Raw genomic sequence first — 12,893 nt, 5'->3', positions numbered from 1 at the left:
GATACTCTCCAACTTCATAGTGGTACTCATCGCTCTTCTCTCCGAGCTCAAGCATATCGCCGAGCACGATATACTTCTTGCCCTCGCACTTCATGTCACAGAGGACATCGGTGCTGGCCTTCATGGAATCAGGGCTTGCATTGTATGTATCGTCTATGATCGTGTATTTGCCAGGAAGCTTGATGACCTTCTGTCTGAGGCCTCTGAAATTCTCAAATGCCTTCGACGACTTCTCATATGGAACTCCAAGCTGATGCGACACAGCCATGGCCACCAATGAATTGCGCACGTTGTGCAGCCCCATCACTCCTACCTTGACAGTTACAACGTCATCCCCATGTACCATATCGTATACAGAATATCCATCCTCCATGCGGATGTTAGTCGCTCTGAAGTCCATGCCCTCGCCGCAGCCATATGTGTATACCTTACATGGTATCTCATCCTTGACCGCATACAGCATAGGATCATCACCGTTGATATACAGTGTTCCATTCTCGCCCATGCCCTTGATGATGCTGAGCTTCTCCTTGCGGGTGTTCTCCAGTGAACCCATATATTCTATATGTGCAACGCCTATGGTCGTTATAACGCATATATCCGGCTGAGCTATATCAGTGAGGATGTCCATCTCACCCGGCTCGCCGATTCCAAGCTCAAGAACAGCCGCATCGTACTCGTCTGTCATCCTTGACACCGTGATAGGCTCGCCGTACACCGAATTATAATTGCCCTCTGTGTGGAAGCACTTCATTCCAGCACTGACAGCCGCTGTGATCATCTCTCTTGTCGTGGTCTTGCCCACGCTTCCTGTAACCGCCACAACAGGCATATCGTATCTGTTCCTTATATACTTTCCAATGGCCTGCAATGCCTTAACAGTATCATCCACCCTGATATACGCCTTGTCCGACACCACAACATTGTCATGCTCCGATGTGAGTGTGGCTGCTGCAGTCTGAAGTGCTGATTCTATAAATCTGTGTCCGTCGGTTCTTGTTCCTATGATCGGCACGAACAGATCGCCCTCCTTGGCCTCCTTAGAGTTTATACAGATGTCAGTGAGAACAGTGTTCTCATCTCCGCAGAGGAGTACGCCTCCTGTAGCTTCCAGAATATTTTTTACTGTTATATCTACCATCACTATCCCCTTTTTTCATATTGATAAAATATATACAACCGGGCTTTACCGCCGCTCCGGCTTCATCAGGTGTCCATTATAGCACTGTATTATGCTTTTGTATATTTAAATCTCTTTACTTTTATAATCCCAGAACTGTTCAAGGATCCCGTCCACATTTTGCATGTTGCATATCACGCTGTCATTCCATTCCACAGGAAACAGCTCCGTGTAACGCCTGGTGGCAAATCTCTCGTCTATCAGAAGTATTATCCCCTGATCCGTCTCCGTCCTTATGACTCTTCCGGCAGCCTGAAATACCTTGTTTATTCCCGGGTACTGGTACGCATATCTGAATCCATTCCTGTCGGATGCAGCCTCTTTTTCGTCCGCCGCGGTTCTGCTGTCGAAGTAATCCATCATCAGCTTTCTCTCCGTGCACACCTGGGGAAGACCGGGTCCGACTATTATTGCTCCTATCAGCCTGTCACCAGTCAGATCGATTCCCTCGGAGAATATTCCGCCCATGATACACAGTGCCAGCACATTGTCCTTCTCCTCAAATGCCCTCAGGAAGCTCTCTCTGTCGCTCTCCGTCATGTATTGTTCCTGGGCTATAACTTCCACCCCAAGAGACTCTGGAAGCTCTTCAGTGAGCACATGCACCTTCTCCAGCATGGCATACGATGGAAAGAACACCATATAGTTGCCCGGTCTCGCACTTATCACGCGCTCTATATAGCTGTAAATGTTCCTGTACATCGCCTCATTACGGTTCGTGTATCTGGTCGTGACATCATTTGCTATCATTATCTTCCTGTTCTCCGCAGAAAATGGAGACGGGATGTATATTGCCCTGTCCTCCGGGCAGTCCGACAGCATCTCCATATAATATCTGACAGGAAGTATCGTAGCCGAGAAAAACACCGTGGCAAGCCCTTTGTCCAAGCAGTTTCTTATGTTAACTGCAGGCTTGACGCAGTACAGTCTCACCACAAATCTTCCGTCATCCCTTATCTCGTCATACACGACATAATTCTCATCCATCATCTCCGCAATGTTCAGAAATGAGGTGAGATTAAAATAAAAGTTCAGGACTTCCTTTCTCTCCGGGATCTGCCTGTGCTCCTCCAGAAAGAGCTGTATTGCTTCATGGAGGCTGAGCAATTTCAGGTGAAGAGGTGCTATGCTCGAGAGCACCCTGTATCCCTCCTCAGGAATCTCCTTCTTCATCGTAAGCAGCTCTCTGTTGCAGCTTCCTATATGTCTTGCCATACGGCCGCCATACTGGGCTGTGAGCTTCTTGAGCTCCAGAAAGTCCTCCTTCACAATCTCCGCACTGTACATGGACGAAGCCCTGTCCACAAGGTTGTGCGCCTCATCCACAAGGAATACATAATCTCCCGGCTTACCGCCCTCTGCCGCAAAGAACCTCTTGAGGCTCGCCCTCGGATCAAAGACATAGTTATAGTCACATATCACCATGTCAGCAAACAGACTCACATCAAGGCTCAACTCAAACGGACACACTCTGTGAGCCTGTGCGTACCGTATTTCCACATCTCTGTCAACCACCGTCTCATGTAATACCACGTCGTACAGCGCATCATTTACCCTGTCAAAATGCCCCTCGGCATACGGACATACCGCAGGATTGCAATCCACCTGTTCCTGACAGCATATCTTCTCTTTTGCCGTGAGTATTACAGTCTTAAGCCTGAGACCTCTGTCCTCCAGCAGCTCCACCGCATTTCTCGACACAGTGTGGGCTATGGTCTTGGCTGTCAGATAGAATATTTTCGACACATGTCCCTGAACCATGGATTTTATGGACGGGTACACCGCCGCCATGGTCTTTCCGATTCCAGTTGGTGCCTGGACATACAGATGTTTTTCCTGCTCAATAGCCCTGTACACATACAGAGCCATCTCCTTCTGGCCCTTCCTGTACTCAAATGGGAACTCCATGTCCGAGATGGACTGATTCCTCATGAGCTGATGCTTTTCCACCAGATCAATCCATTTGCAAAGCTCCGCCATCATTGAGCTGAACCATTTCTCCAGATAGCCAAATGAATATCTCCGCCTGAAGAACTTCTCCTTCTCGCTGTCAAGGTTTACATAACTTATCCTCACATCTATCCAGCTATAATTATTCTCTTTTGAATATATATACGCATAGCACATCGCCTGGGCCACGTGGACGCGCTGCGGGCTCTCCATGTCATCGAGGTTCCTGTACATGCCCTTTATCTCATCTATAAGCACATCGCTGTCATGGAAGTCCACAGCATACCCCTCTGCCATGTCAAAGCCGTCGTCAATATCCCCGGGCTCTTCCTGTTCGCCACCGCATCTGTCTATGATTCCATCAGCCCGGCCCTCCACAGTTATCAGATGTCCGCCAAGCTCCTCTGTATACCGGAGCGGCACCTCTGAATTATAATGAGACCCTGCCCTTTTCTGAAGCTTCCTGTGAATCCTGCTACCCGCATTCATCGCTTCTCTGGACAGAGTCCCACTACTGCTATCACTTATATCGCCACTGCGGAAGATGAATTCCACCAGGCTCCTAACTGATATTTTTATATTCATTATCTCTTATATACTATCTTCTCTGCGAGATCGTCCGCAGTCTGTCTGTCTATGAGTATCTCAACCAGCTTAAGTGCAAATTCTATGGCTGTTCCCACTCCTCTGCTGGTGATCACATTTCCGTCCACCACTACCGGCTCCGTGCTGTGGCGCTTCGCCATGAGCTGATCCTCACATCCCGGATAACATGTTGCATTCTTGTCCGCAAGCACGCCAAATGCGCCAAGTGCTGTAGGTCCCGCACAGATAGCAGCCACATAACCGCCTCTGTCATTCTGTGCCTTGACCATGGCCTGAACCTTTGAATTTGCCTTGAGGTTCGGAACCCCCGGAATACCTCCAGGAAGAACTACAAGATCGCACTGGTCATCGATCTCTGATAACTTCTCATCCATCGTGACCTCCATGCCTCGCGCTCCTGTCACTGTATCCAGATCGTCAGCCGACACCATCAGGCACTCAACTCCGGCTCTTCTCAAGAGATCCACCACCGTGAGAGCCTCTACCTCTTCATAACCTGTTGCAAATAAAACTCTTGCCTTCATCGCTTTTCCTCCTTATTCGCACTCTTTACAAAACTGTCTATATCACGTCTGTCCATGCCGCTCAGGGCGCTGTTCTGATAGATACCGTCCTCAGTCACATCCCTACCAAACCACGTTGGCGGCACAAATGTATTTGCAAATTTCTCCTCCGGGAATTCAACCTCAGCATAGGTGAGTCCGCCAAATATCCCGTCGAACACGTCCAGCTCGATCTTCAATTTCCTGTCCACTTCACTGTCACCACAGGTTCCGTCTGTATCGGAAAGCGGTATTATATACCGGTCCTTCTCTATTATATTGCCGTCTGCCTTACATCTGAGATTTCTGTATTCATCCTCGTCCAGATCCATCTCGAATTCCTGCCTGCTGAGCAGTCCCTTGGATTTGACCGTGAGCACACGTCTGTCGTCCGTTCTCCTGATCCTTATGACCGGCTTCACGGACACATACATCTGTTCCATGTGCTTCACCTGATATTTTGTCAGATCGACAGGTATCTCATGTACAAGGTATTTTCTCTCTATCTCCATATATGCCTCCACCTATTCAAACCAAATGGCCGCCTTATCAGAACACATCTCCCGGCGGTATATCTCCACTCACATAGCTTCCTATAGCTTTGTTCATAAATACCATGGACACGACAAGTGCGATGATCCATACAACAAACGAGGATAACAGATATCCAAGAGCAGTGTTGACCGACATTATGAACACCGCCAGAGTCTGTGCATAGACACATATCGTAAATACCTTGCCGTAGGACAGTCCCGTGTTGAGAATTCTTGCAAGTCTATTGCCCGCTATACTGAATATCAGCGCAAGGAGAAGCTGTCTGCCCGCCGATGCCACCATCACCGCAATGAACATGATCACCATGTACATATAAAATACCGGTGTCAGTACCGCCAGCTTGCTATTGTTGAAGCCATCCGGCAGGAACATGTATTTGAGCGGTGTCTCCATGTAATCATAGCCCTTGCCATCTGAGACCATTCCCATGACTATATTCTCACTTCCTATGGCGATGTACACTCCATCCGTTTCCATGGAGTCAAGGTCAACTGACGCATTCTCCGTGTTGATGTACAGAGTAGCATTTCCTATCTCAAGCTGCATATCGTGTTCCATGTCGAGCTTATTGTCATGATATGTGAATGCCGGGATCTTATTTGTTATGAGATTCCTCAGACCTCCGACCTTGCCAACCCAGAATATGGCGTCTATTCCAAACTCTATAAATGCCAGTAAAAAGGATATGATCACCACAAACCACACTAGGCGTCCCGTCTTCAGCTTAACCAGTTGTTTGTAATTCTTCGGACTGCTGACCGCTATCGACAACTGATCGAGCAGCGTCACCTTCTTGTTCTCTTCCTGTTCTTCCATATAAATCTCCAACTCTAATAATTATTGACCGGCAAAATGAACCAGCTATTCCATCGGCTCTATGATTCCAAGCTTCACCATAGCCTTATATATTCCATCATTCTCCGCATCGTCTGTGACCATCATAACCTGTCTTTTGAGCTCCTCCGGCCCCTTCTCCATGATTATGCTGTTCGGACAATATAATAACATAGGTGCGTCATTGTTGCCATCACCAAATGCATATGCATTTTCAAGCGGAATATCAAAATAATCCAGAAGATACTGTATACCTGTCGCCTTACTGAATCCCTTGGGAACTATCTCGCAGAAATTTGAACCTCTGTCGATATAGTCAAAATGCTGTGATACATACGCGCGGAACTCAGGAACATTTTTATTGTCATCCGCGAACCAGCAGCAGAACTTGTCGAATTCAAAGTCATCCGAGTCCACATCCTCCCCAACAAATATTCCATTTGCCCGGAAGTATCTGACCATCTCTGCAAGGAGTTCATTTCCCATGTTCTGACCGTCCACGTACACCTTGTCTCTGTGCTCATACATTCCAAACATGTCATATCTGCGGCATGCATAAGCTATATCCCTGCACACATCCCTGCTGACATCATTGTGGAACAGCTCTTTGCCGTCATAGTAAATGGATGTTCCGCAGCCACACACAAAGCCGTCAAAACCCGCATCCTTGATCTCATCAGTGACATTACAGTAAACCCTGCCAGTGTTGATGAACACCAGATGTCCGTTGGCTCTCGCCTGCGCCAGCGCACGCCTTGCGCTGTCCGGGAAGTATCTCCTTCCGTCCTCGGTTATAAGCGTTCCGTCTATATCAAAGAACAATATCTTCCTGTCTGTGCTTTTCATATATTATATCCATCCTGTCATATATTTACAGGCACATGTATTATAACTACACGTGCCTGTATCTTCTGTACGCATTATATTTTCACTTGATAACCTGCGCATGCATCAGCATGCTTCATTATATCGCATTTTCTGCAGTCTGCATTACAACTGCTTCATGAGGTCGATCATCTCAAGAGCTCCCATAGCGCAGTCATAACCCTTGTTGCCGGCCTTTGTTCCTGCACGCTCGATGGCCTGCTCGATATTCTCTGTTGTAACAACTCCGAACATTACAGGTACACCTGTCTCAAGTGATACTGAGGCAACGCCCTTTGAAACCTCGTTGCACACATAATCATAGTGGCTTGTCGCACCACGGATAACAGCACCAAGACAGATAACAGCGTCATACTTGCCGCTTGCAGCCATCTTCTTTGCGATTACAGGGATCTCAAATGCACCCGGAACCCATGCAACTGTGATGTCGTCTGCATTCACATCATGACGGAGAAGCGCATCCTCTGCACCGCTGACGAGCTTTGAAACTATGAACTCATTGAATCTCGCTGCTACTATACCTATCTTTGCTCCATTTGCTACTAACTTTCCTTCTACCTTATTCATCTGATTTATCCTCCTTATTCTATATCGGAGCTTACCCAGCCCCTCCTTATGAAATATTAGACTTCGTGTAACATATGACCCATTTTCTCTTTTTTTGTCTTGAGATAAAATGCGTCAAACTTGGTTGGCTCTATCTCTATAGGAACTCTCTCCACGATCTCAAGATTGTAGCCTGCAAGGCCGTATACCTTGAGTGGATTGTTGGTGAGGAGTCTGATCTGTCTGATTCCGAGATCCACAAGTATCTGTGTTCCTATGGTGTAATCCCTTGCATCATCAGGGAAACCAAGCTTGAGGTTTGCCTCAACGGTGTCAAGCCCCTGATCCTGAAGCGCATATGCCTTGATCTTGTTGATAAGGCCGATTCCTCTGCCCTCCTGTCTCATGTACAGGAGCACGCCTCTGCCTTCCTTGGCAATGGCCTTCATGGCCGCATCGAGCTGCTGTCCGCAGTCACACTTCTGTGAGCCGAAGCAATCGCCTGTGAGGCACTCGCTGTGCACACGGCAGAGAACAGGCTTGCCGTCAGCTATATCACCCATTGTGAGTGCCACGTGATGTTCACCGTTCAGCTTGTTGATATATCCACAGATCGTAAACTCACCATACTTTGTTGGAAGCTTTGCCTTGGCTACGCACTCAACGAATACTTCATGCTCTTTTCTGTACTGCACAAGCTTCTCTATGGTCGATATCTTAAGGCCATGAACCTTTGCAAATTCCACAAGGTCATCCTTTCTCGCCATGGTTCCGTCATCCTTCATGATCTCACAGCACAGTCCGCAAGGCTTAAGTCCTGCAACCTTCATAAGATCAACTGTAGCCTCTGTGTGGCCGTTTCTCTCTATGACTCCGCCTGCAACTGCCTGAAGTGGGAACATATGTCCCGGCCTTCTGAAGTCATCCGGCTTTGCATTCTCATCCACAAATTTTCTGGCTGTGTAGCCTCTCTCCTCGGCTGAGATTCCGGTGGTTGTATCCACATGATCCACTGATACTGAAAATGCTGTGCAGTGGTTATCTGTATTGGTTATACACATCTGTGGGAGATTCAGCTTATCCGCATATGACGCATCCATAGGCATGCATATGAGACCTCTCGCCCACTTTGCCATGAAGTTGACATTCTCCGTTGTAGCAAATTCTGCTGCACAGATTACATCTCCCTCATTCTCTCTGTCCTCGTTGTCGAGCATGACAACCGGCTTTCCCGCCTCAAGATCTGCAGCGATCTCCTCTATCGAGTTGAATTCAAAACTCATCACTCTACCTCCTTAAAATATCTGTCTACATAAATCCATTTTCTGCCAGAAACTTCATATCAAGTCCTGATCTATCTGAAGCATTTCCATTTGAAAGCTTTTCATCTGTATCGTCACCTTTGTATGGCATAAGCAGTTTCTCAACATACTTTCCAACCACGTCATTTTCAAGGTTGACCACCTTGCCCGGCTTGCCATCCAGCAGCGTCGTCTCTCCCGCCGTGTGCGGAATGATCGACACCTTAAAGCATGTATCATCGACATACGCAACCGTAAGGCTTATACCGTCTATGGCTATTGAGCCCTTCTCAATGATGTATCTGAGTATCTTCGGAGAACAATCTATTGTCACCCACACTGCATTGTCCTCCCTTTTGAGCTCTCTGATCGTTCCGGTTCCATCTATATGTCCTGACACTATATGTCCGCCAAATCTTCCTCCGGCCGCCATGGCACGCTCAAGGTTCACCCTGCTGCCACCGGTAAGCTGTCCAAGTCCGCTTCGTCTCAAAGTCTCAGGCATGACATCCGCAGTAAAGATATTCCCCGATATGCCGGTTGCAGTAAGACACACACCGTTTACCGCTATACTGTCTCCAACCTGGCTTCCATGGAGAACCTTGTCTGCCTGCACCGTGATGCTGCAGGAGCTTACACCTTTATCTATCTTTCTTATAGTTCCTATCTCTTCTACTATTCCTGTGAACATGTATGACCTCTTTTCTATAAGTTCTTAAACCTTTTTGTATCTGAGCATCACATCTTCATCAAATCTTCTGACCTCGTCAAGTCCAAACATATGTGCATCCGCAGGAACATCAACACCCGTTCCGGATACCGGACTGTACTTGCCCTCGCCGCCAAATATCTTCGGGGCAATGAATACACATGCCTCATCCACAAGACCTTCAGACACCATGCTGTAGTTGAGCTCGCCGCCGCCCTCAAGCAGTATTCCGTCTATGCCTTTCCCGCCGAGGATCGTCATGAGCTGCCTTAGATCCACCTGTCCATCCACATCTTCGGTCTCTATGATGCTTACACCTTTATCCTTGAGTCTCTCACACTTTGCTGAGTCTGAAGCTCCCGCTGCCGTCGTGGCAACTATGGTCTCTATCTCCCCGGCTGTCTGTACGATCTGTGAATCCTCCGGAATCCTGAGCTTGCTGTCACAAACTATCCTGATCGGATTTCTGACATTATCAGTATCCCTGTCCGTGCTTTTCTCTATTCTGCATGTCAGCATCGGATCATCCGCAAGCACTGTTCCTATGCCCGCCATAATACCCTTATGTCTGTTTCTGAGTTCCATGACATACGCCCTTGATGCCTCACCGGTTATCCACTTGCTGGCCCCTGTGTGGGTAGCGATCCTGCCATCCATGGTCATGGCATATTTCATGGTCACATACGGCTGTTTATTTACTATATACTTAAAGAAAATACCGTTTATGGCATCGCACTCGGCTTTGAGGCAGTGTGTGTACACCTCTATCCCGGCATCACGCAGTCTCTTAAAACCTTTTCCTGCCACCATGGCATTCGGATCATCGGAACCACAGTAGACCTTTCTGATCTTGTGCTCTATGATCGCGTCCACACATGGAGGCTGCTTGCCAAAATGGCAGCACGGCTCAAGCGTCACATACATGACTGCGCCCTCGGCATCTGCCTGATCCTTAAGACTGGCAAATGCTGCGCGCTCAGCGTGGAGCTCTCCATATCTCACATGATATCCCTCTCCTATGATCCTGCCATCCTTCACTATGACAGCACCTACAAGCGGATTTGGATTCACTGCTCCAGTGCCGCGCCTTGCAAGCTCTATGGCACATCTCATATATGACGGATCAAATTCATCATCTATATCATATTTTTCCATATGACCACCATCCTACTTAATACCTTTACAGACAGACTATCGGATATTGCTCATTCAAGCCTCCGAAGTATCTGTTCAAAACACAAGAAAAAACCCCGAAGATAACTTCGGGGTTTTCTCTTGTTCAGGTATCCATCACCGAAATCCATCACAACGGACTTCCATCAGATACCCTGTTCTGAATATATAATACTTCTCTCATCCAGACTATACTGTCGGTCCCGGAATCACACCGGATCATGCCTCATGGCTCACGGACTTAAGGTTTCCCTAACACCGTCGGTGGAGAATTGCACTCACCCCCGAAGATCTATCATCGTATGCAGTTGTCTCTTAAAAACGACTATATTGTATTCCATATGCCAACGGAATGCAACTGTTTTTTATGATGTATTTTACCGATAAATTTTAAAGCTGTGAATTGAACAGGCTCTTTATCTTGTAGATAATATCATCACTGTCCGCATTTATAGATGCCGCCTCATTTATTCCTGAGAGCTTTGTAAGCTCATCCGTGTCAGCATCTCCGCCGTAACCTATCGTGTATACAGGTATGTTCGACTGTCTGAGCGCACTTGTTATCTCATCCATGGAATATCCCACATTGGCATATCCATCGCTGAGAAGGAACAGCATACACTTTGCATCCGGGTGCTCTGCCTTTGCATCGGTTATCATCTTCATCGCAACCACAACGGCATCATACGAAGCCGTTCCGCCTGAAGCCATCAGATTGTTGACCGATCCCTGGAAATATGATCTCTGGTTCAGGTCAAACTGGGCGATCGGAACCTCCACTGTAACTGAGCTTGAGTAGCTGACAAGCCCAACATAATTGTTGTCATTGATATACTGCGCACCGTTTGTCAGACTGTTCTTGAGCTGGTTCATAGGATCTCCGTCCATGGAACCGCTGCAGTCCGCAACAAACACCGCGATGATGTCCTTGCCGTTATCCTTTGTCTTCTTGTATGTCTTGAGACCCTGTGTGACCTGTGCACCGGAAAATTCTTCCGTCGCAGTATAATCATCGTTGGCATTGAAGCCCTTCTTTGTCGCGATCGTCTGCATATCATCACTCTTGCAGTAATCCACAACGAGCTGTATGGCCTCAAGCTCTGATGCAGACTTTCCCGACTTATTACATATGTATACAGGATTGTCATGTCTCACGCCAAATGCAATGAAATCATACATTGACACGAGATTGCTGTCATTGATATATGCCTGATACTCTGACAGCATAGCATCGAGTGTTCCGTTTGATGCACTATCTCTCATCTGCTGTGTTGTATATGCAACGTATGGTATGTTTGAGTTAAACTTTGTAAAGTTATCTTCTCCGTCCTGAAGCAGCGTGAGCAGGAGGTTAAGTCCTGTGGCACTTGTCTGTGGGTTCGTGTATCCCATGGTGATCTTGTTGTCCTGAACGGCCTTTATGGCATCGGCAGCAGTAGTGTAACCGCTGTCCTTCTTCACAAGGATTCCCGCTGTATTTCCAACCAGTCTGTCCGCGTAAAGCTCAAGGCTGCCGCTGTTCGACATCGCATACTCTCCGAACAGGGTGTTGCTCGGGGTGTACAGATCCGGGAGATATTTGCCGGAAATGATATAGTCAGCGGCTGTACCGGATGGCACTGATCTCACGCTCATCGATACCGACTTGCCGTCCGCTGTCTTCACACCAGAACCGTTGAAGGAATTTGCAACATCTATAAGCCATGAGTCGTTGTCCTTTCCCGCCTTCTCACCTGATGTAAATATCTCTATATCTATGTCTCCATTGCCCTCAACTGCCAGTGGATATTTGTCTATCTCAGGCAGCTCCGCATACAGATCCGGAGTGTCCAGAGTGACCGTACCCTTTACAGGGGTCGCTTCGCTTACATCGAGATCCGCATATAACTCATCAAGAGTCATATCCGATCTTGATGATCCTCCATTTCCACCGCCTGCTATGTTGATAACCTTCCTGCCGACTATTCCGATAATGACCGCGATCATCGCAATTATCACCAGCACTCCGACTACCACTAATCCTTTTGTCCTCTTATCCATTTCTTCCTCCTTTTACATTCCCTGACTGTGGACATCCTGCCTCATGCCATTCATGCACTCTATGACATCATCCACATATTTCATATCCAGCGAGCTCAGGTTGGTGTCAATATCAACCATCTTCTCCACCAGAATATTGAATTTTCTCACCAGCTCGTCGCCCTGTCTGCACAGATTGTCGAGGTATACCGGCTGGGGTCTCGTGTAATAATCGTATGTCTGTATAAAGCCTATGGCACTGTCCATGTTGCTCTGTGCCTGCTGCTTTATATCCTCGTACAGATTGCGGACACCACTGCCCTCCTCCACATTCTCCTGGAAGTATTCCTCCCTGGACATTATGCTCTCATACTGTCTGTTGAGTCTCTCTATCTGTGCATCAAACAAATGTCCCCTGGCACTGTCCTTGAGCTTCTCCGTCGAGCGTCTTCCCTTGAGTATATGTACATTTGCTGTTATGGTGAATGTCAGCCACACTACACTGATCACAACACCTATAGCTATTCCCACCATACTATCAGCCAGCACAAACATTACTATTGCCAGTATGAACATTATCAAGCCTATGATAT

At 47.5% G+C, this 12,893-nt stretch carries 12 protein-coding genes and 1 riboswitch; all 12 genes read right to left on the bottom strand.

Annotation, left to right across the window (positions count from 1 at the left end; translation table 11 throughout):
• Positions 1-1,141, bottom strand: a 1,141-nt coding sequence (locus ABUA34_RS11105; protein WP_349823307.1) for a UDP-N-acetylmuramoyl-tripeptide--D-alanyl-D-alanine ligase, incomplete at its 3' end; no start/stop codon positions are given.
• 105 nt (positions 1,142-1,246) lie between these two features.
• Positions 1,247-3,715: an ATP-dependent DNA helicase gene (locus tag ABUA34_RS11100; protein ID WP_349823306.1), complete on the bottom strand. Its 2,469-nt coding sequence runs from the start codon at positions 3,713-3,715 to the stop codon at positions 1,247-1,249.
• Positions 3,715-4,260, bottom strand: a complete 546-nt coding sequence (locus tag ABUA34_RS11095; RefSeq protein WP_022215915.1) for a DJ-1 family glyoxalase III — start codon at positions 4,258-4,260, stop codon at positions 3,715-3,717. The genes ABUA34_RS11100 and ABUA34_RS11095 overlap by 1 nt, the downstream gene beginning before the upstream one ends.
• Positions 4,257-4,790, bottom strand: coding sequence for a CYTH domain-containing protein (locus tag ABUA34_RS11090; protein ID WP_349823305.1), 534 nt, complete (start codon positions 4,788-4,790; stop codon positions 4,257-4,259). The genes ABUA34_RS11095 and ABUA34_RS11090 overlap by 4 nt, the downstream gene beginning before the upstream one ends.
• 37 nt (positions 4,791-4,827) lie before the next feature.
• The gene (locus tag ABUA34_RS11085) at positions 4,828-5,649 is read right to left on the bottom strand and encodes a DUF1189 domain-containing protein (RefSeq protein ID WP_055146925.1); all 822 of its coding nucleotides are present in this window, start codon (positions 5,647-5,649) and stop codon (positions 4,828-4,830) included.
• A gap of 45 nt (positions 5,650-5,694) precedes the next feature.
• Positions 5,695-6,513: a Cof-type HAD-IIB family hydrolase gene (locus ABUA34_RS11080; protein WP_022215913.1), complete on the bottom strand. Its 819-nt coding sequence runs from the start codon at positions 6,511-6,513 to the stop codon at positions 5,695-5,697.
• Between the two features lie 144 nt (positions 6,514-6,657).
• Positions 6,658-7,119, bottom strand: coding sequence for a 6,7-dimethyl-8-ribityllumazine synthase (gene ribH / locus ABUA34_RS11075; protein ID WP_015533909.1), 462 nt, complete (start codon positions 7,117-7,119; stop codon positions 6,658-6,660).
• A 56-nt stretch (positions 7,120-7,175) separates the two neighbouring features.
• Complete coding sequence (locus tag ABUA34_RS11070; RefSeq protein WP_349823304.1) at positions 7,176-8,381, bottom strand: bifunctional 3,4-dihydroxy-2-butanone-4-phosphate synthase/GTP cyclohydrolase II; 1,206 nt, start codon at positions 8,379-8,381, stop codon at positions 7,176-7,178.
• Positions 8,382-8,406: 25 nt separating this feature from the next.
• Positions 8,407-9,090: a riboflavin synthase gene (locus tag ABUA34_RS11065; RefSeq protein WP_015533911.1), complete on the bottom strand. Its 684-nt coding sequence runs from the start codon at positions 9,088-9,090 to the stop codon at positions 8,407-8,409.
• Between the two features lie 24 nt (positions 9,091-9,114).
• Positions 9,115-10,263: a bifunctional diaminohydroxyphosphoribosylaminopyrimidine deaminase/5-amino-6-(5-phosphoribosylamino)uracil reductase RibD gene (ribD, locus tag ABUA34_RS11060; protein ID WP_055223311.1), complete on the bottom strand. Its 1,149-nt coding sequence runs from the start codon at positions 10,261-10,263 to the stop codon at positions 9,115-9,117.
• A 186-nt stretch (positions 10,264-10,449) separates the two neighbouring features.
• Positions 10,450-10,577, bottom strand: a riboswitch (FMN riboswitch).
• 94 nt (positions 10,578-10,671) lie between these two features.
• Positions 10,672-12,321: a vWA domain-containing protein gene (locus ABUA34_RS11055; protein WP_055146937.1), complete on the bottom strand. Its 1,650-nt coding sequence runs from the start codon at positions 12,319-12,321 to the stop codon at positions 10,672-10,674.
• 12 nt (positions 12,322-12,333) lie between these two features.
• Positions 12,334-12,891 (bottom strand): hypothetical protein, encoded by a 558-nt coding sequence (locus ABUA34_RS11050; RefSeq protein ID WP_349823303.1) that lies wholly within the window; start codon positions 12,889-12,891, stop codon positions 12,334-12,336.
• Between the last annotated feature and the right edge of the window lie 2 nt (positions 12,892-12,893).

This window comes from Coprococcus sp. RTP21428st1_C9_RTP21428_210409, assembly GCF_040227395.1.
In the GTDB taxonomy this organism is placed as follows: domain Bacteria; phylum Bacillota; class Clostridia; order Lachnospirales; family Lachnospiraceae; genus Coprococcus; species Coprococcus aceti.
Note: the sequence above shows the minus strand (reverse complement) of the source record. Positions and strands in the feature narration are given on the sequence as shown.